Annotated in this window: 19 protein-coding genes; 6 read left to right on the top strand and 13 right to left on the bottom strand. The window is 63.0% G+C overall.

The genetic code is table 11. The annotated features are described in order from the left end of the window. The first annotated feature begins 445 nt into the window (after window positions 1–445). Entirely contained in the window at window positions 446–1,345 is a 900-nt protein-coding gene (locus AC5RUP_RS07835; RefSeq protein ID WP_494153135.1) for a diacylglycerol/lipid kinase family protein, read from the top strand. A 453-nt stretch (window positions 1,346–1,798) separates the two neighbouring features. Beyond that, window positions 1,799–2,530: an alpha/beta fold hydrolase gene (locus tag AC5RUP_RS07830; RefSeq protein WP_494153134.1), complete on the top strand. Its 732-nt coding sequence runs from the start codon at window positions 1,799–1,801 to the stop codon at window positions 2,528–2,530. 778 nt (window positions 2,531–3,308) lie between these two features. Here the strand turns inward: AC5RUP_RS07830 and AC5RUP_RS07825 are convergent. Then, complete coding sequence (locus tag AC5RUP_RS07825) at window positions 3,309–4,136, bottom strand: alpha/beta fold hydrolase (RefSeq protein WP_494153133.1); 828 nt, start codon at window positions 4,134–4,136, stop codon at window positions 3,309–3,311. 483 nt (window positions 4,137–4,619) lie between these two features. On the opposite strand from AC5RUP_RS07825, the gene AC5RUP_RS07820 reads away from it, so the two are divergent. Beyond that, complete coding sequence (locus tag AC5RUP_RS07820) at window positions 4,620–6,071, top strand: FAD-binding oxidoreductase (RefSeq protein WP_494153132.1); 1,452 nt, start codon at window positions 4,620–4,622, stop codon at window positions 6,069–6,071. A 198-nt stretch (window positions 6,072–6,269) separates the two neighbouring features. Here the strand turns inward: AC5RUP_RS07820 and AC5RUP_RS07815 are convergent, their stop codons facing one another. From AC5RUP_RS07815 to AC5RUP_RS07805, 3 genes are all read right to left on the bottom strand, one after another. After that, entirely contained in the window at window positions 6,270–6,509 is a 240-nt protein-coding gene (locus AC5RUP_RS07815) for a hypothetical protein (RefSeq protein ID WP_494049629.1), read from the bottom strand. Window positions 6,510–6,530: 21 nt separating this feature from the next. After that, window positions 6,531–6,662 (bottom strand): hypothetical protein, encoded by a 132-nt coding sequence (locus AC5RUP_RS07810; RefSeq protein ID WP_494158430.1) that lies wholly within the window; start codon window positions 6,660–6,662, stop codon window positions 6,531–6,533. Between the two features lie 100 nt (window positions 6,663–6,762). Then, window positions 6,763–6,915 (bottom strand): type II toxin-antitoxin system Phd/YefM family antitoxin, encoded by a 153-nt coding sequence (locus AC5RUP_RS07805; RefSeq protein ID WP_494153131.1) that lies wholly within the window; start codon window positions 6,913–6,915, stop codon window positions 6,763–6,765. 1,198 nt (window positions 6,916–8,113) lie between these two features. Here AC5RUP_RS07805 and AC5RUP_RS07800 point away from each other — a divergent pair. Continuing rightward, window positions 8,114–9,355: an AI-2E family transporter gene (locus tag AC5RUP_RS07800; protein ID WP_494153130.1), complete on the top strand. Its 1,242-nt coding sequence runs from the start codon at window positions 8,114–8,116 to the stop codon at window positions 9,353–9,355. Window positions 9,356–9,657: 302 nt separating this feature from the next. Here the strand turns inward: AC5RUP_RS07800 and AC5RUP_RS07795 are convergent, their stop codons facing one another. Genes AC5RUP_RS07795 through AC5RUP_RS07785 form a run of 3 tightly spaced genes read right to left on the bottom strand, consistent with a single transcriptional unit; the run spans window position 9,658 to window position 11,692 of the window. After that, window positions 9,658–10,425, bottom strand: coding sequence for an SCO1664 family protein (locus AC5RUP_RS07795; RefSeq protein ID WP_494153129.1), 768 nt, complete (start codon window positions 10,423–10,425; stop codon window positions 9,658–9,660). Continuing rightward, a complete protein-coding gene (locus tag AC5RUP_RS07790; RefSeq protein WP_494153128.1) occupies window positions 10,425–10,976 on the bottom strand; it encodes a DUF3090 domain-containing protein in 552 nt (183 codons plus the stop codon). Before AC5RUP_RS07790 ends, AC5RUP_RS07795 begins: the two co-directional genes overlap by 1 nt. Window positions 10,977–10,999: 23 nt before the next feature. Then, window positions 11,000–11,692, bottom strand: a complete 693-nt coding sequence (locus AC5RUP_RS07785; protein WP_494153127.1) for an MSMEG_4193 family putative phosphomutase — start codon at window positions 11,690–11,692, stop codon at window positions 11,000–11,002. A gap of 258 nt (window positions 11,693–11,950) precedes the next feature. On the opposite strand from AC5RUP_RS07785, the gene AC5RUP_RS07780 reads away from it, so the two are divergent. Further along, window positions 11,951–12,610, top strand: coding sequence for a Type 1 glutamine amidotransferase-like domain-containing protein (locus AC5RUP_RS07780; protein WP_494153126.1), 660 nt, complete (start codon window positions 11,951–11,953; stop codon window positions 12,608–12,610). 225 nt (window positions 12,611–12,835) lie between these two features. Next, the gene (locus tag AC5RUP_RS07775) at window positions 12,836–13,465 is read left to right on the top strand and encodes a DUF4240 domain-containing protein (protein WP_494153125.1); all 630 of its coding nucleotides are present in this window, start codon (window positions 12,836–12,838) and stop codon (window positions 13,463–13,465) included. 88 nt (window positions 13,466–13,553) lie between these two features. Here the strand turns inward: AC5RUP_RS07775 and AC5RUP_RS07770 are convergent, their stop codons facing one another. The 6 genes from AC5RUP_RS07770 to AC5RUP_RS07745 form a co-directional block, all read right to left on the bottom strand. Next, window positions 13,554–14,093, bottom strand: coding sequence for a hypothetical protein (locus AC5RUP_RS07770; RefSeq protein ID WP_494131985.1), 540 nt, complete (start codon window positions 14,091–14,093; stop codon window positions 13,554–13,556). A 53-nt stretch (window positions 14,094–14,146) separates the two neighbouring features. Beyond that, window positions 14,147–14,803, bottom strand: coding sequence for a peptidase M16 family protein (locus tag AC5RUP_RS07765; RefSeq protein WP_494153124.1), 657 nt, complete (start codon window positions 14,801–14,803; stop codon window positions 14,147–14,149). A 123-nt stretch (window positions 14,804–14,926) separates the two neighbouring features. Then, window positions 14,927–15,316: a hypothetical protein gene (locus tag AC5RUP_RS07760; RefSeq protein ID WP_494158429.1), complete on the bottom strand. Its 390-nt coding sequence runs from the start codon at window positions 15,314–15,316 to the stop codon at window positions 14,927–14,929. A gap of 496 nt (window positions 15,317–15,812) precedes the next feature. After that, window positions 15,813–17,141 carry an aminotransferase family protein gene (locus AC5RUP_RS07755; protein ID WP_494153122.1) on the bottom strand — a complete coding sequence of 443 codons (1,329 nt, stop codon included), beginning with the start codon at window positions 17,139–17,141 and terminating at the stop codon, window positions 15,813–15,815. Between the two features lie 178 nt (window positions 17,142–17,319). Further along, window positions 17,320–17,532: a biotin/lipoyl-binding carrier protein gene (locus AC5RUP_RS07750; RefSeq protein ID WP_494131981.1), complete on the bottom strand. Its 213-nt coding sequence runs from the start codon at window positions 17,530–17,532 to the stop codon at window positions 17,320–17,322. A gap of 27 nt (window positions 17,533–17,559) precedes the next feature. Beyond that, complete coding sequence (locus AC5RUP_RS07745; RefSeq protein WP_494091166.1) at window positions 17,560–18,234, bottom strand: GntR family transcriptional regulator; 675 nt, start codon at window positions 18,232–18,234, stop codon at window positions 17,560–17,562. Window positions 18,235–18,272 lie beyond the last annotated feature (38 nt).

The raw sequence follows: 18,272 nt of genomic DNA, 5'->3' as shown, positions 1-18,272 counted from the left end.
AAGGGTATGTCGTTGGCCCCAGCGCTCGGCACCGACTCGACCGCGTATGTGAGTCCTTGCTGTTGGTCACGGCGGTGGAGGTTTTTTGGCTGCGCCGCCAAGGGCGCCGGTGTACTTAAAAGTTCACTGCGCGGAGCTGCTCAATTCGAATCACAGGTCCGCGGCCGAGGGCGATTCGGGTGCTGATAACCATGTGGTGCGGACGGGGCCATGGAAATGTCCCGGCAGGCTTGGACAGGGCTGAATGTCCAAGGACAGAAGCGCCGTTGCCGGCGTTCTCCGCTTGGCGGCTAAACGGTGCTGATTCTAGGCCTGCGTGGCCTGTTCATGATGAAGTGGGACCATGGCAGCTGTCCGGGCGGCGAGGCGGATTCCGGGGCTGGCCTTGTATTTTCGACGGGGTCGGTGCACGGTGGGCATCCACTAGTTTTTACTGGAGTGCGTGATGGATTCTGCACGGAGCTTTGAATCGATTGTCATCATCTTCAATCCCAACAGCACCGGTGATGCACCGAAGTTGGCGGAGCAGTTGTGCGACGGGTTGAGGGAGCTGTTGTCCTATGCCCCGGATATCAGGCTGCAGCCAACGGGGCATGCGGGCCATGCCGTCACGCTGGCGCGTGAGGCGGCTGCCGGAGGCCGCGACGTGCTCATCGTGTCCGTCAGCGGTGACGGCGGGTACAACGAAGTGGTCAACGGTGTCATGCAGTCCGGCAACCCTAACGCGGTGTGTGCTGTGATGGCGGCTGGAAACGCGAATGATCACCGGCGGACCACGGGCACGATGCCGCTGGCAGAAGCGATCGCCCAGGGCCGGGTGCGGCACATCGACCTGCTGCGCATCCACACCGGCCAAGGGCCGGACGCTCCGGATGAATACGCGCACTCCTATGTCGGATTCGGTCTGACGCCGGTGATGGCGATCGATCTGGAAAAGGGGAGCAAAGGCGCCCTCAAGGAGATGGTCTCCGTGGTGCGGACATTTTCGAAGTTTCAGCCCTTCGCAATCCTCCAGAGCGACGGCAAGCGCCGGAAGTTCGACAGCATCGTCTTCGCTAACATTGCCGAGATGGCGAAGTACGCCACGCTCAGCGAGGCCGACGACAAGCTCTCGGATGGAAAATTCGAAGTGATCATTTTCCCGCACATGTCCAAGTGGCGGGTCCTGCTGAAGGCCCTGCGCGCCACCACCCAGGGGCTCGGGGACCAGCCCAGCGTAAGCAGCTACGAGTTCACCACGCTCAAGCCCCTGCCCTATCAGATCGACGGTGAAGTGAAGTCCGTAGACGCCGGCACCTTCGTCAAGGTCGAGAGCGCACCCTCGGCCCTGCCGATTCTCGGCTAAACACGTTGCTTAGGCCGTCCCGCTACCCGCGGACGCGCCTGAGTCTGCGCGGCTTGCCTGGTGGGTGAACCTTCGCGGCCCCGAGTACTCCGCGGTCCCGATGACCTGGACCGGCCGTGATAGCGAACGTGAAGTGTCCAGGGCTACCGGGCAAGCCCGAGCGCTGCAGGGCAGCAGGGTCAAGCGCTGAAGCCGACTGCTTGGCTCCAGCGCCGCTTTCATCCTCCCTCCCGTTGTCGGAGGCCCCGTTAAGATTCCGTATTGGATAGCTTCAAAGGTTTAGGTACGGTAGGTCCGGGAATAAGTGGTGTCCGATCTGCCGGCCCGGTCTGCTCCTTCCCGTAAGGTGAGCTGATGGATCCCGAAAGCGCAGAAACTCCAGCCGCTGCTGGAAGCCGCGGCAGGCGCGGAACCCCGGGTGGGGACGCGGACGCGAAAATAACGGCAAGGATCGTGACCACCGGCCGTTGGGACGCCCATGTTTACTCTCTGGCCGGGCCGCACGCCACGTCGGGAAACCCTGTTTTCGTGTTGCTGCACGGTATCGGCATGTCCCACCGCTACTACCGCAGGCTGCAGCGGATCTTGGCGGGACACGGAGAAGTCCATTCCTTCGACCTACCGGGATTCGGTGCTGCCGCGAAGCCGGACCGGCAGATTTCCGTCGCAGAGTATGCTGCTGTCATCGCGGGCACCCTCGTTGAGCTGGGCACCGGACCGGTCGTGGTGGTCGGGCATTCCATGGGAACGCAGTTCGCCACCGAACTTGCCCTGATACGGCCTGACCTGGTCTCGCACGTTGTGCTGATCGGCCCCGTTGTCGATTCAGCACGCCGAAGCGTCTTACTCCAAGCCCTCGCCCTGGGGGCCAACTCGCTCACGGAAAGCCCGGCGGGCAATGCCATCGTATTCACCGACTACGTGCGCTCCGGCATACGCTGGTACCTGACCGAACTTCCGGTGATGATGTCCTACGATCTGGAAGCGAGGGTGAGCCGGATCGCCCAGCCCGTTCTGGTAGTCCGCGGCTCACGCGATCCGGTTGCGCCCCGGTCCTGGTGCCAAAAACTGGCAGCCATCGCTGCGCACGGCCGCTTCCTGGAAATACAGGGCAAGCCGCACATCGTCCAGCACGGAGCGGCAACCAGAATGGCAGCCGGCATACTGGCATTCACCCGCTCCTAAGACCCGACCAAACCTGGGAAAGCGGACCTGATGAAGAAAGGGGCGCTCAGCATCAAGGAAACGGCAGGCCGTTAAACTGTCCCTGTTCGTGCCGACCCTGGCCGCATCCTGGCTGTTCTTCGTTATGTCCGGGTTCTATCCGATCTTCGGCCCCTCCTGCTCACCGCGGTGCGGTGGGTGCCGCTGACACTTTTCATCGCATCTCCTGTCTATCGGGGGCAGCCGGTGCGGGCTGGCACTGAGTTCCTGCTCTCCTGCTTGGTCATTACGGTCGCACTGACCAAGCCGTCCACTGACTGGACCTCGTCGGAAGGCTTTGCCGGGGCGGCGGTGCTGACAGGACTCCTGATGGCGGCCTGGGCCGGGCGCAGCAGCCCGTAAACATGCAAAAGGGCTGGTCGAACGCAGCGCCTGCGAGAAGGGTTGTACATAGAGAGTTCCCTTATGCTCGCTCTACCCTTGGCAAAGGCTAAGACCCGTTGAGGGGTACATAATAGCGAGTCGCCGCCGTTATCCGCTCCGGTTCGCCCAGGCTGGGTCCGCGGCTCGTCCGCGCCGCGGACCTGTTGGCCCAGGCGCTGGCGGATTCAACAATTCGGGAAAATACTCATTTTTGGTGGTTGCTTTCGCCTGGTTGGCGGGGCGATCCGCCTAGACGGAGAGCGAGGCCTCGGGCCGAAAGCGAGTCACTGGCCAACAGTCCTTGAACCGGGGATCCCGGAATGGCAGACGCTGCTGCCCGGCGTTCCGACACTTAGAAGGACATCGGGTGCCGGGGTTAGCTCGACGTCGTACCCGAGTGGAGCCTCTCCGCCTCCTGCCAGAACTCATCCACCCGCGCGTTCCAGGCGTCCGGGACCTCTTGGAAGGGCTGGTGCGCTTCCTCCTCCATTACCTCGAACCGGGCTCCGGGGATCTCATCGGCCACCGCCTTACCGAGCTCAGGGCGGCTCATCCTGTCGGCGCCGCCGGCGAGCACCAGTACTGGAACCTGAATGGCGTTCAGTCTGCCGGCCGTTACGTGCCGCGCGCAGGCATCGGCGAACGCGAGGAAGTCCTCCGTGCTCTGCTTGTGCGGGAAGGCCATGGCGTCCTCGATGAACCGGTCGACCGTCCCGTCATTGTGGGCCCTGGCGGTGTAGACCCAGATGAAGAACCCCTCCAGGAAGTCACGCTCGCTGGGCGCCAGCTCGGCTTGCCAGTGGAAGGCCCGGATCATCGTCTTCATGAAGTCGTCCATCGCTGACCACGTGCTTTGCAGCACCATGCTGCGGACGGCTTCGGGGTGGCGCAGCGCGAGCTCCTGGGCAATGATGCTGCCGCCGGAGAACCCGGCCACATGGGCCGAGGAGACTCCCAACGAGTGCAGCACCGCGGCAGCGTCGTCAGCCATCGCCTCCACGGTCGGCTGCCCCTGGGGCATGGCCGTCCGGCCAGCCCCGCGGTTGTCGAAAGCCGTAATCCGGTAACGGTCCGCCAGCCCGTCCAGCTGGAACTGCCAGGACTCCACTGTGTCCCCGAGCCCGCCGATCAGCAGCACGTCGGGGCCCTGGCCGACCTGCTCCGTCCAGGTCTCCAGCTCCCCGGCCTTCACATGCTGTCCCATACGACCCTCCAGGCTAGTGCGGTTGCCCGCTGGGCGGTCCCTGGCAGTGGCGGCGCCAGCCCTTGCCCGGCATCTCCCGGGTGATCCATTTCGGTATGCTACTCCCGCTCTGACCGGGCTGCCTAGGGGTTGTCGTTTCCTGCATGATGACGGCGGACGGCGGCTTCCCGGACCACCCTCAGCTTGTCTGAGTAGGGCGGAGGGGTGCTCCATGTCAGGGTCTTCAGGGAAGATCGGCCAATTCGCTCTTCCTTGAAAAGCAGGCACTCCGGTGGGTCTGTTGTCCGGTGACTCGGGCGAATCTATACTTGAGGCCACCACGCGCTGTTCCAGTGCATTGTCGGCTGGACCGTATTCCCGGGCCGGAACACCTCAGGGCGCGTCCTGGGCAGGTACCGCCCGGGCATCGCCGGCACCGGCGAATTTTAATCCACTGCTGGATTAAGGGACGTCAAACCCCCGCGTCAGGGAAGCAACAGACCAATGAACACAATGGATCATGGCGACCAGGACGGCGAAACCGACCGCGCCCTGCAGGAGCTGCGCAGCCATCTGGCCGGGTCGGTGGTTGAACCGCAGGATCCGCTCTTTGACGAGGCCCGAGCAGTGTGGAACGGGATGATCGACGTGCACCCGCGGGCGGTTATCCGGGCGGGCACGGTTGCTGACATCGACCACGTCCTGGACATGGCGCGGAGCACCGGGCTGCCGCTGGCTGTGCGCGGGGGCGGCCATAACATCGCCGGCCATGGCACGGTCGAATGCGGCCTGGTGCTGGATTTGGGCCAGTTGCGCGGTGTGGAGGTCGAAGCAGGGCAGCGGCTTGTGACCGTCGGACCCGGTGCGACTTTGGCGGACGTCGACCATGCCACTGTTCCGCACGGACTTGCCGTCCCGCTCGGGGTGATCAGCGCGACCGGGGTCGCCGGGCTGACCCTTGGTGGCGGTGTGGGCTGGCTGACCCGGTCCAACGGGCTGAGCTTGGACAACCTTGTCTCCGCCGACGTCGTCACCGCCACAGGCGAGCACTTGCAGGTCAGCGAGGAGCAAAACCCCGAGCTGTTCTGGGGCCTGCGCGGTGGGGGCGGGAACTTCGGAGTGGTCTCATCTTTCACCTTCCGGGCCCGTCCGTTGCCGGCTGCCGTACTGGGGGGAAATTTCTTCTACCGCCCGGAGCGTTGGAGGGACGCCCTGCAGGCCTTTGATCGCTGGACCCAGGACCTGCCCGATGAGATGAACCCGATCATCTCGATCCTGGTGCTGCCGCCCGACTTCGAGATGGGGGAGGAGCCGTGGATGATCATCGGCTTTGCCTGGGCCTCCGAGAACCATCAGCCAGGGCTCGAGTTGATTGGGCAGCTGCGGGAAGCGGCACTCCCGGACGAGGAGGAAGTGGGGCCCGCGGCCTGGCTGGAGTGGCAGTCCGCCATGGACAGCCTCTTTCCCAAGGGAGCCCGGGGGTACTGGAAGAACGTGTCATTCTCCAGACTGGATGAAGAGGCCGTCGATGTCCTGGTCGGCTTCGCCTCCGAGGTGACGTGGTTCGGAACGGGGATCGACATCCACCACATGCAAGGGGCCTTCGGACGTGTGCCCGAGGATGCGACAGCGTTTCCCAACCGTTCGGCGAAGTACTGGCTGAATGTCTACGGCTTCTGGAAGGACCCAGCGGAGGACGAGCGGCTCAGCGGGTTCGCCCGGAAGGCCTACGCCAATATGCAGCCGCTTGCCGAGCACGGCCAATACGTCAACTTCCTCGGTGCAGAAGTCGGTTACGACGCCACCGACGCCGCGCGCCAGGCCTACGGGCCGAAAACGTACGACCGGCTGGTGGCCCTGAAAAACCGCTTCGACCCGCAGAACCTGTTCCGCCTCAACCACAACATCGTGCCGACGCCCTCAACGGCGGGGTCCCGGCCCTCTACGTCGCCATGAACTGGGGCGAGATGGCATCGAGTGCGCCCCGCCGCGTGTAGTCAAGGTGATTGCGGCGACCGTAGATTTCAAATGGTCGAGCCGGCCACGTAAGTCTCCGGCGTTATTTGCCATGGAGCCGCCCACCTGTTGGACTGTTGGCCCGCGCCGAGAACCGCATGTCGGACGCGTCGAGACCGTTGGAGACTGGGCCTGCTCTCAGCTGATGAAGGGCATGACTTGGAATGTCACGAGGTTGTACACCAGGACACCGAGCACGCCTGTCGCGCCGATACCGATCGCGGCACCTGAGGGCACCTTCCCTGTGGGCTGCCGTGCGCCTCTGGTTCCAAGGACAAGGGCTAAGAGATCGAGGACGAGCACAATGCCCCAGGCGATGGTCCAGAACGTGAAAAGGTTGCCGTAGTCCCCACGGGCCGCCGCCTGCTGCGCGGCCAAGGGCGCGGCGAATGTGGTGAATCAGGTGAACACGACCGCGACCAGCGCGCACGCGAATACCACCCGCGTGGTCACTTCAGCGCGCGGCCGGGTCGAAACCGGTTGTGTGGGTGAGTCTGACGAGGCATCAGGGAAAGTCTGCGGATTGCTCATACTCCGGAGTCTAGTGTCGGCCTAGTATCAATCCCGGAACCAAAGGGCTCCAGTCAATCCGCACTCAGGGCCGGGAATCGTGAACCATGGCCTAACTGGGTCATCGCCTGCGCTCGGTATCGGCCGCGCGGGCGGATTTCAGAGCCGACATGAGACGGTGCGCGTTCCTGGGCGACGCCAGCAGGTAGCTTGTTTCCATCAACGAGTCGTACTCGGCTTTCGACGTCAAGACCGCGGACCCACGCTTTGACACAATCTCTACTGCGGTGCGGTCGAGGTGGACTCGTCAATGAAACTGTCAAGGTTGCGCCGGGCTTCGCTCGCTGTGACGGCCACACCCGCCTCCTGTTCGTACAGAAATGCTACTGGTTGGCCTTTGTTAGGTTCTGGACAAGCATCGGATTGGTAATTCATATCGCGAAGCGGAAAGTTCGACGAACTCCGTGGGGAGCGAGCGGAACATTAGCCACATGAAGACTTGCCTATGGCCGCGCCAGAGGTTATTCGGTTACGGAACGTGGTTGAATTTAGATTCAACGTGTAGTTCCTGATCTCCCTCGGACCTTTTGCGATAGCCGCTAAGAACACGTGTTCTTAGCGGCTAGGCGCAGCAGTCGAGGCGAAGGCTGCTCGGCATGCCGCAATAATCCTCGGTGTCATCATGGTTTGCTGTGCTGTAGGGAGTGCCGGCACGCTTTCGCGATGGCTATGCAGGCGGACGGGACCATAGCCGGCCGAAGGAGGTACCCCTCCCTCCTCCTCAGGTTTAGGCTCGGGGCATGGCGACATGGAAGCCGGACCCCCTGTGGTGGCCCTTTGCGATCTGTCTACTCGGGCTGACAGTGGCGAATCTGATTCTGATCCTCGTATCCGTCCCCGTCTGGGCGCGGCTAATCCCCGCATGGCTGTACATCCTTTTCTTTATTGTCGCCATGTCGGTGCTCCTGCGGCGGCGCGCGCTACCTAAGAGGGACAGCACTAGCCAGTCCCGGAGACGCACCCCGTAGGTCGTGGTCATGCCATTTCCCGGCAATCTTCAAGTACCGCGGAGCCATCCCGATCTGCCGGCAGCCGCCTTCCACAGCACCCCGGTGCAGCCCAAGTGCGTCGCCTGCCGTTTCGACGATCATCTGGACGGCAGCGGACGCCAGACCACGGGCCCGCGTAGGCGCCATCCGTCCAGTAACCCAGACCTGCACATCGGAACGGTCCACGCACGATGCCTGCCAAGTTGAATCTGCGGCATGGACGTCGCCAGCAATAACCCAAAAGGGAACCCTCGACCCCCGGCCCGAGCGCCTGTTCCCGAAAAAAGAATCCGGCGGGTCGAGGTTCGCTACGCCAACGTCCCGTCGCGGCTCTGTCGCGGCGAAGCAGAGGTTAGCTAATACCGGGGTCTTCCTGTGGTGTGGGCGCGGGATCAGTTGCCCAAGTGGGGCAGGATAGGAAGCATGCGATTTATTCCGAAGCGTCAGGCATCGACCGCTCGCTCGGTGTCGAGCACTCTCAAGGCTGATCCCGAGGCGGTGGAATCCGCCACCGGACCCGGAGTGAAGCCGCAGGAACCGCGCGGGATTTTCGCCGCCGGCGTTGACCGCACTGCTCTGTGGACTGGACGGGCCGTTGTCATCGCTATCGGTTTAGTGCTGGCCTGGTGGCTGGTCCGTTCGCTGTGGTCGGTGGTTTTCCCGACGATCCTGGCCCTGCTGCTGGCCAGCATCCTGTGGCCGGTGAACCGCCTGGCCCGCCGCCTCATGCCCAAGGCGCTGGCGGCCTTTGTCACCGTGCTCGCTGCGCTGGCTGCCGTCGTCGGAGTGCTGATACTGGTAATTCCGTCGCTGGCCTCGGGAACCGCGGGGCTGGCCGGGAAGGCACGCGAAAACCTCGGGCAGATCACCCAGTTCCTGGCCGGGCCACCGTTCAATCTTGAAAACGCGGACCTGAATTCCCTGGTGGACAGCGCGGTATCCCAGATCCGCGAGCACGCCGGAGACATCGCCTCCGGGATCACCACCGGACTGGGGGCCATCACTTCGGGCACCATCATCTTTGTGCTGGTCCTGGTCTTCACGTTCTTCTGCCTCAAAGACGGCGACCGCTTCCTCGCCTGGACCAGCCGATGGACGGACGCCAAGGTCTACGTGCACGCCGCCGCCGTGACCTCCCGGGCCTGGCAGACTCTGTCCGGCTACATCGCGGCGCAGGCCGCCGTCGCCCTGGTCGATGCTGTCTTCATCGGCGCCGCCCTTTTCATCCTGGGCATTCCGCTCGCCTTGCCGCTGACCATCCTGATCTTTATCGCGGCCTTCATCCCGGTCGTCGGTGCGGTGGCAACAGGTTTGCTCGCCGCCCTGATCGCGCTGATCTCCCACGGCTGGGTCACGGCCCTGATCGTGCTCGGCGTGGTGATTGTGGTCCAGCAACTGGAGAGCAACCTGCTGCAGCCGTTCCTGGTGGGAACTAAGCTGAAGATCCACCCGGCCGTGGTGCTGGCCTCGGTAACAGTCGGCGGCACCCTGTTCGGCATCGTCGGAGCTTTCCTATCGGTACCAACAACAGCGGTGGGAATTGTGGTGCTGCGTTATCTGCGGGACGTAGTCTTCCCCGTCCGACCGGAAGGGGAAGCAGAGGTAGACGGTTCTAACAGCAGCCGGCCGGAAGCCAAGGCAACCGTGGCAGGCGCGCAGGGCTAACCGCAGACCTAACCCGCCGCACCCTCCAGCGGCCAGGTGTGCACCGCCCCGTTGGTATGCATGTTGTGCGAATTCTGCCGCGTCATCTCGGCCTGCGCCACGGTACGACGCCCTGACACGCAGGGATGAAGTCGTCCTGAGATTTCGTATCCTCGATGGCTCCAGCGCGGGCAAGATATTTAGTCGGACTGCTGCACAGTACTGCCCAGGCTTGGAAACCGCCGATGAGGTCGGTCGCACAGGTCAGGCCCAGAGGACGGCTCAACGTCGCACAGCCCGCGAAGCCCGTAGCCCCAATCCCCTTAGAACAGCGGCCAGGGCACCGCAGACATCTCACCGCTCGGAGCCGGAAACCGCTGTGCCAAGCGCAACCGGGCGCAGCGCTCCGCGAGCGAAGCGATTTCTTCGGCGCTGAGCAACTCCGCCAGGTTTCGGCCCAGCCCACCGTGCAGTCCCTCGCTGACACGATCTATGCCGTCGCGCTCCTCGGCGGTCAGAGCGTCTCCCAACCATCCCCACAGCACCGTGCGCAGCTTGTGGTCACGGTGAAAGGTGAGCCCATGGTCCACGCCGTGCCGGTGTCCGCCCGTCATGGCAAGAATGTGGTCGCCTTTGCGGTCGGCGTTGTTGACGACGATGTCGAAAACCGCCATGCGTCTGAGCGCCGGCGAGTCTTCGTGAACGAGGGCGACCATCTGTCCGCTCTCATCACGACCCTTGAGAACGTGTTTCCAGCCCGTCTCCGGCACCCGGTCAGCGGCGACCAGGTTCACGGCGCTTTGGGCGGAGTCTTGCTCCTGCCAGAGCTGCACCATTCCTTCCCCCAGTGGACCATCGCGGAGCCAGGTGTGCGGCACGACGTCCCAGCCGAAGGCCTGCGAGACCAGGTAGGCGGCCACCTCCCGGTGGGCCAGGGTGCCGTGGGGAAAATCCCACAGCGGACTTTCGCCTGCTATCGGCTTATAGACGACCACCACGTCGCCGATGCTGCCCAAAAATGTCGCGTTTGAAGCAGTCGTGATGCGGCCGGTGAGCTCCAGTTCGGCGGTCACCAGGTCCGGCGCTGGCATCAGGCCTCGGGAAGGGGGCAAATGTGCCCGTCGGCGTCTATGGGGTAACCGCAAAGCGGGCACGTCGGACGTCCGGCGGCCACGACCTCGCGGGTGCGCTTGGCGAATGCGCGGGCGGTGCCGACCGGCATTCGCACCAGCAGCATTTCGGCCGCCTCAGCGTCGCCCTCATCAGGCGATTCGTCGTCGTCGGCATCGGCGTCGGTGATGGGGTAGGCCTCGATGACGACCTGGGCCGTCGTCGGGTCCCAGCCTAAGCTCATGGAGCCGGTGCGAAACTGCTCCGGAACGGCCTCGAGTTGGTCATCGTCGACAAGTTCAATGGGAGTACTCGTGGGAACGCTGAAGGGGTTGCCCTCCACGGTGATGAGCTGGTCGAGAAATTCGTCGATCTTCTCCGCGAGCAGGGCCGACTGCTGCTTCTCCAGGGCAATGCTCACGATCTGCGTCCCCGAACGCACCTGGAGATAGAACGTCCGCGCCCCCGGAAGGCCAATGGTGCCAACGACGACCCGATCAGGCCAGGCGAACTCGTGAACACGTGTAGGCATCTCACAATCTTAGGTCATGAGGTTCATGGCGCCTTTTGCCCCGCACCGCCGCCCACCGGTGCTTCGGCAGAGCCGATGCCGTCCGCCAGCCACGAGAGATCACCGGCGTCGGTGTTGGTCGCGTAGACGCTTGGCCGACTAGCGCCGTAGTGAACGATCGATACGGACGCTGGGCCCACGTTGATACGCTGGAACAGGTCAAGGTGCATGCCGAGCGCGTCGGCGAGGATTGACTTGATGATGTCACCGTGACTGACCGCAACCCACACGGCCCCTGGCCCGTGCTCGGCCTCGAAGGCTGCATCGTGGCGTCGAATCGCTGCCACAGACCGTGCCTGCATCGCGGCCAGGGATTCACCGCCGGGAAAGACGACGGCGGACGGTTGCGACTGCACAACCGGCCACAAATCCTCGGCCGCGAGATCACTGAGCTTCCGGCCCTGCCACTCGCCGTAATCGCACTCGGTGAGATCGAGATCGATCGGCGCGTACGGCGAGCCGGCTTGGCGATCGAGGATGAACCGGGCGGTCTGCCGACAACGCTCCAAAGGGCTCGACACCACCCCGACTACGGGCACGGCCGCGAGCCGGTCGCCGGTCAGGGCCGCCTGATCACGCCCGATCTGGTCCAGGCAGACGCCGTCGGCCCGACCGGCCAGCAGCCCAGTGGCATTGGCTGTGGTGCGGCCGTGCCGCACAAGAATAACTGTCGCCATCCACCCAGCGTAACCACCCGCTCGATGGCGGCGTGAACCGCGCAGGGCGCGCGTCGAACAGACATATAAAGCATTCCGGAAGGGACAGACCAACCTGAGGTCTGCGTCCACGTCGAACTGTGGACAAAGTTTGACTGGGTGTGTACCTATTGAAAGGCCGAGCACCAGACGGCGTGCTTACCGGATCTGTCGGTGAGTTCCAGCCCGTTTCCACGGCTTCGGGCACATCCACCATCCACGCGGGATCCTGGAGGCACGTTGAAGCTCTTGCTTACCTCAGGCGGCGTGACGAACCCGAGCATTCACTCTGCGCTCGTGCAGCTTCTCGACAAGCCGGTGGCCCAGTGCCGCGCCCTGATCGTCCCGACAGCGCAGTGGGGTCACCCGATGTGCGGACCGGCATCGGTGCGGAACCTCCTGGCCGCCGAGCACGACTTCCGTCATTTGTCCGGCTTGGGCTGGGCGTCGCTCGGCGTTCTCGAGCTCACTGCGCTGCCCACCATTGGCGCGGATCGGTGGGTCCCGTGGCTTCGGGAGACCGATGTGCTCTTGGTCGACGGCGGCGACGCGACGTACCTGTCCCATTGGATGCGGGAGTCCGGAGTGGCCGGGCTGCTCCCGTCACTTCCCGACACGGTGTGGGTGGGGGTGAGTGCCGGAAGCATGGTGATGACGCCGCGGATCGGGGAATATTTCGTCGAGTGGCCGTCCGCTCCGGATGACCGGACTCTGGGGGTGGTGGATTTTTCGATCTTTCCGCACCTGAACGCTTTCCCGAGCAACTCCCTGGCCCACGCAGAGCGGTGGGCCGCCGACATAGGTGTCCCTGCCTACGCCATCGACGAACAGACAGCGATCAAGGTCGTCGAGGGCTCCGTCGAGGTAATTTCCGAAGGACAGTGGAAGAGGTTCGTGTGATGGGTGCCCGGCATGTGTGACGTCGCGTGGCTGTATGGGACGTGGCCGGGCATTGCGAATGGTTTGTTGGGGGGAGACCGAGGGGACCCACAGGTTGTTGCAGGGAATCGGCGCCGGGACGTGAAATCATGCGGGCATGACCGACAAAACGGATTCGGCCACCCTACGGGAAGCTGTGGCATCGAAGAGGAATCAGTACCTGTCACTGAAGAGATGCACCGCGGCATGAGGGCGAAAACCTGGACGCTGCCGCTGCTGGTGGCCGTGTTCACAATTGCCGGCTGCGGCCCCGGTGAGGAGGTGGCGGCGCCTGCACCCTGCGGCGGCGTCGCCACCATCGAGGACGGCGGCTTCTGGGACATTATCGAAAGAACGCGCGCGGCCTCGGACGGAAGCACTCAGAGGCAGGCGACTGAGCTGAAAGAATGCCTGTCGGAGCTTTCCGCCGTGGAAGTCGCCGCGTTCGACGCTGAGTTCGTCCGCCACAACCAGGAGCTGTATTCCTGGGATCTCTGGGGCGCGGCCTTCGTGCTGCTGACACTCTGCGGTGACGACTGCTTCACGGATTTCCGCAGCTGGGTCGTCGCCCAGGGCCCGGATTACTACCAGGCTGTCCGGGATGACCCGTCTGCGCTGGCAGACGGACGCCTGACCAACCAGGAAGAGGTCGCCGAGGCCGAACTTCTCTCCTACGTCGCCTCCGACACCTACACGCACCTCACCGGCAGGAAAATCTGGGACGACTACCCGGACCATCCCGGCGTCTTCGACGTCGACGAACCCGCAGGCAAACGATGGAAGGAGCCCGACGTCGATGCCGTGTTCCCGGAGCTGACACCGCTGCCGCTGGAATGACCTGGCTGCGCCGGTCCAGGCCCCCTGAGTGAAGCGCTCCCGCGCCTGCGGGTCTCGGATTCGCCGAAGGCGACGGTGCCTTGGACTGTCACTCTTCGGGGAAGGGACGGACGATCATCGGTGGAAAGGCTTGTAGCAGGACAGTACGAAGGTTATTGCTGTTTTTCCATTGACTGACGTCGAGGTCGGTGCTTCGTCCCCGGCAGTCCATCAGCGCGATGCAGCCGCAGCTGCGGTCCCCGACGAGGGCGACGTCGGCGAGCTTGATGGCCTTGGAGCTGCCTGACCGATGTTTGACGAGGTGGGTGTCGGTGAGCTGCAGGCGGGTCCTCGTGGTCTTGCTGCGCCATTCCCTGTTCTCCGTGCCTGTAGTGTCGGCTTGCCGCGGTTCCCCGTAGTCGGCCCGCCATATTTCATATGGATCGACCGCCAGTCCGAGATTTCTGGTGTCTTTCTTTCGGAGTTTCACGGCGCGGTCGACGGCGACGATGAGGGACTGCAGGCTGGCTTTCAACAGCGCTGTCAGGTCAGCCGAAGTCATCCTCGTTGCACGGTCGAGCAGCTCCTGCCGGGCAGGGGTGGTTCTCCCGAAGAAGCCGTCGTGGGCCACCTGGTCCAGATAGCTCACCGGGACCGTGTCATCCCAGGCGTTCTCCGCCTCGTACGCCTGGCGGGCGCAGTCTATGGCGGCCTGGCTGAAGCCGGACGCGGCAATAGCGATTTGACCAAGGTTGGCGCGGTGATGACCGGGGCCGGCTGGTCTCTGACTACAGGCACGCCGGGTGGAAGCCGGACGTCCACGGAATCTGGGATGGGTCCGGTGAAAGTCAGTGCGGCGTTGGCCCACGTGAACCATCTCTTGACCCAATCGATGGTCTCATTCAAGCTGATCCCGATGGTTCCGGGTGCACCGAACTGGCCAATCCCTGACCCGCGCGGGCCGAATCGGTAGGTCAGCAGCCCCGCCGACACCTGGTGGAAACTGCGCGGGTTCTCTGCCTGGATAATGGCCTTCTCCAGAATAAGGTCCTTCTCCGACAGCGTAGAGAAGTTCCTGATGACTTCGGCGAGGGCATTGAGGAAAGCGGCAACGGCCTCGGGCTTTCCGGAAGCATGGAACTCGGTCGTGTTCGTATCAACCGTGCCCCCGTGCTGCACCGTAACCGGTTGCACCTGGCGCAGGACGAGATGTTCGACCAGATGCGTGATACCGGCCAATGGAGCTGGTTCATCACGTAATCCAAGGCCGAACACCAGCACGCCCGTACACAGCCCCGGCTTATCGAGCCAATAGGACTGAATGCCGTTGTGTTCGGTGCTATTGACCGTCTGCATCATAAACGAATTCTCCCAGCGCTTTAGATCCTTACATCAGGCAGACGGCACTCAGCTGTTACCGCGATAGCTCGTGACGTTCGTTGCAGAGCGGACTCCGAGTACAAGCTCAACCCAAACGGACTCTCACTGGAGCAGACGCATGATCTGGAACGTCACGAGGTTATGCACCAGGACACCGAGCGCGCCTGTCGCGCCGATACCGATCGCGGCACCAGAGAGAACCTTCCCCGCGGGCTGCCGTGCGGCCCTGGCTCCAAGGATCAGAGCCGCAAGGTCCAAGGTGAGCACGATACCCCAGGCGACGGCCCAAAACGTAAAGATATTGCCGTAGTCCCCTCGGGCCGCCGCCTGCTGCGCGGCCAGAGGTGCGGCGAATGAGGTGAACCAAGTGAGCACCACAGCGACGAGGGCACATGCGAAAGCCGCCCGGGCGGTGAGGCCGGCCCGCCGGGCTGGGGACGGGTGCACAGGTGACTCTGACGAGGCGTCAGGGAAGGTCTTCGGGGCATTCATGCTCCAGAGCTTAGTACCGGCTTCGTCTGCAACCCGGGACGTAAGGCCCCAATCAGTGCGCAGTGAGGGCCGGGCATGGCGAACCATGGCCTCCGAAGAGGGCCGCTGCCCAATCATCCTGCTAGAGGGGCGTTACTTTTCAGCCGTCGACTTGCCGGGGTCAGGAGGAAGCAATAAAGGCAGAGCTTGTCGCCCAGGCTCACCAAACGTCCCCGGTGCGGGCTCGGCAACACACCGGCTTGTGACTCAAAGGCGGTGCGCTGGCTGGGCTTCTTATCGACGGGAAGGTGCGCATCACCGGACGCTCTGCACCGCTGAAGGCAGCGGCGGTGAAGCTTCTCGGATCCCAACTCCAGGCAGCCGGCGCGGATCAGCCGTGCACGCACCGGGTGATATCCACGGTCTTGAACCAGTTCAGGGCCGACGCCGTTAAGACCGAATCGAGGCAAAGGCGGAGTGGGTATTCTTTCCGTATTGGAGGTGGTTACCAGTGAGTTTATGTTCCTGCCTGCTCTGATGATGCCGGCGGGGGAGTACTACCGCTTGCGTCGAGGACCTGCCCGATAGTCGCCGCGATCAGGTCAACGTCCTCGTCTCCCACCACGAAGGGTGGGCTGATTTGGAGGGTGTTGCCGCGCAGGGGCCGCACAACGACGCCGCTGTCTATGCATGAGTTTGCCACGGCCTCAGCCTCTGCCTCGGGTGCGAGCTGGACGCCGGCGAGAAATCCGACCCCGCTGCGGATTTCCTGCACGAGGGGATGCGAGGCTAGAGGGGCAAGGGCCTTATCGAGGACGGATTCAAGCTCCAAGGCCCGCAGGACGAGTTGTTCGTTCTCGAGGATGTCGAGGTTTGCGTGTGCAACTGCGCAAGCTGTTGCATGACCCGAGTACGTCATGCCATGCCTCAGGACGGGGGCGTCCTGTCCTCGATAGAACCGTCCCCAGATCCGGTTGGAGACGAGGACGCCGCCGAGCGGGGCGTAGCCGGATGTTATTCCTTTGGCTAGCAGAATCATGTCGGGCTCGAGATGGAACCTTTGGGAGGCGAACATGGAGCCAGCCCGGCCGAATCCGGTGATGACTTCATCGACGATTAAAAGAATGTTGTTTTTTCGGGCGATTTGCTGCAGGCCTTCAAGATATCCGGCAGCAGGCGGAATCACCCCTCCGGTCCCTATGATTGGCTCGGTGATAATAGCGGCAATATTCTCGGGTCCGATCGCGTCTACGACGGCCTGGACGCCTTCTATATTGTTTGTGGGAATTAGGGCGGTCTCGGGAACGAGGGAATCCGATCCGTAGCCGTCCCGATTAAAGTCAAGCCCGGCGATACTGGTACCAAAGGCATGGAGCCCGTGGTAGGAGTAAGTACGGCTGAGGATGGTTTTCTTGTCCGTCATACCTTCAAGCTGCCAGTGGCGCCGTGCGATTTTGCAGGCCAGGTCCACGGAGTCAGAGCCGCCACTGTTGAAAATCACTTTGGCGTCCGGAATCGGACCCATGGCCACGAGTCGGTCCGCGAGGGAGAGTGCTACGTCGTTCGAGAACCGGCCGAAAACGTGATACGTCTCCAGCTTGCACATCTGGTCATACGCCGCTTTCGCAACTGCTTCCCTGCCATGGCCGATGTTGGCGTGCCACAGTCCGGCGGTGGCATCCAGCAGGCGCTCTCCCTCCGAGGTCGTGAGGTATGCCCCGTGCCCCCCGGTAATCACGATGCGGCGTTGCATAACCGACGGCATGTGCGCCTGGGCACTCCAAAGTGACTCGCCCACGAGCTTGGTACGGTTTGCTGGATCAAGAACGGTTGCTTCGGTTGCCATTGTTTCTCTCCTAGGCAGGCCAATAGAGCGGATCCATTTCAAGCCACCGCCAACTGCCCTGCGCCTCGTGTGCTGTCCCGATTGGCGCCGCTCCCCGGCGTCGTGAGCGAGTCCAGCATTCCCTCAGGCGAAGTTGAACGTGAGCATTGCGACGTGTTGTGGCATGTGCCCGCGCCGGTTAATCGAGGACGGCGAGTAATTGTCCTTCCGTGACTGCATCCCCTTCGGACACGGAGATGTCCGCGACAACACCGGATTCGGGCGCTTCAACCGGGATCTCCATCTTCATGGATTCAAGGATCATGATGGTTTCGTCTTCCACAACAGACGCTCCCGGAGTCACGAGGATCTTCCAAACATTCGCCGCCAGATCCGACCGTACTTCACTCAATTTACGTTCCTCCTCGAAAGCCGGCAATTATGATGCTGTGTTCGTCATGGACCGGCGGCGCTGGCCCGTGTGGTCCATGTGTCTTTTGATTTGCTCGTCCAGGTCCTCGATGTTTCCTCCTCTCACGTTTGCCAGGAGCTCCTGGTGTTCGGCCGCTATCTCTTTCGGATGGGGATAGGATTTCTCCAGCATCATGAGCGACATGCGCGTTTCAGTCAGCAGGGTTTGATAGAAGACCGTGAGACGTTTGTTGCCGAGGCTCCCGACCAGGGCCGTGTGGAACGCCAGGTCCAAGTCGACCAGATCTGACCAGGGACAACCGCTTTCCGAGGCCGTCTTCATATCGACTACGATGCGGTCAAGTTCATCGAAGATCTCTTTCCTTGGATTCTTCGCCAGATCCTCGGCTGCTGTCTTTTCCACGGACTGACGTGCGACGGATATGTCATCCATATCCGCCTCGGATAGTTCCAGGACAAAAACCCCCCGGTTGCGTACCCGGTGCAGGAGACCTTCCTGTATGAGCCGCTGCATTGCTTCGCGCACCGGCGAACGGCTGACGTTCAGCTGCCGGGCAAGACTGGTTTCCCGCAGCTGTTGGCCGGGCGTGTAGGCGCCCTTTTCGATGGCGCCCCGCAACCGGTTAACGATGGTGTCCACTGTTCCGTCGATGAGGATCGGCTCCAGTATCGGCTCACTCAACTCGTTGCTCCCATCCTTCCCGGGGTCAGTTTCGACAC

This window comes from Arthrobacter sp. Y3223151 (assembly GCF_059091125.1).
This window is presented reverse-complemented; position numbering and strand designations above follow the sequence as displayed.

Bases quoted from the DNA above. Each gene is read 5' to 3' on its own strand.
- AC5RUP_RS07800 (WP_494153130.1), top strand. From the start codon at position 8,114: ATGCGATTTATTCCGAAGCGTCAGGCATCGACCGCTCGCTCGGTGTCG.
- AC5RUP_RS07790 (WP_494153128.1), bottom strand. From the start codon at position 10,976: ATGCCTACACGTGTTCACGAGTTCGCCTGGCCTGATCGGGTCGTCGTT.
- AC5RUP_RS07820 (WP_494153132.1), top strand. From the start codon at position 4,620: ATGAACACAATGGATCATGGCGACCAGGACGGCGAAACCGACCGCGCC.
- AC5RUP_RS07785 (WP_494153127.1), bottom strand. From the start codon at position 11,692: ATGGCGACAGTTATTCTTGTGCGGCACGGCCGCACCACAGCCAATGCC.
- AC5RUP_RS07765 (WP_494153124.1), bottom strand. From the start codon at position 14,803: ATGATGCAGACGGTCAATAGCACCGAACACAACGGCATTCAGTCCTAT.
- AC5RUP_RS07825 (WP_494153133.1), bottom strand. From the start codon at position 4,136: ATGGGACAGCATGTGAAGGCCGGGGAGCTGGAGACCTGGACGGAGCAG.
- AC5RUP_RS07755 (WP_494153122.1), bottom strand. From the start codon at position 17,141: ATGGCAACCGAAGCAACCGTTCTTGATCCAGCAAACCGTACCAAGCTC.
- AC5RUP_RS07775 (WP_494153125.1), top strand. From the start codon at position 12,836: ATGAGGGCGAAAACCTGGACGCTGCCGCTGCTGGTGGCCGTGTTCACA.
- AC5RUP_RS07835 (WP_494153135.1), top strand. From the start codon at position 446: ATGGATTCTGCACGGAGCTTTGAATCGATTGTCATCATCTTCAATCCC.
- AC5RUP_RS07810 (WP_494158430.1), bottom strand. From the start codon at position 6,662: ATGAGCAATCCGCAGACTTTCCCTGATGCCTCGTCAGACTCACCCACA.
- AC5RUP_RS07760 (WP_494158429.1), bottom strand. From the start codon at position 15,316: ATGAATGCCCCGAAGACCTTCCCTGACGCCTCGTCAGAGTCACCTGTG.
- AC5RUP_RS07795 (WP_494153129.1), bottom strand. From the start codon at position 10,425: ATGCCAGCGCCGGACCTGGTGACCGCCGAACTGGAGCTCACCGGCCGC.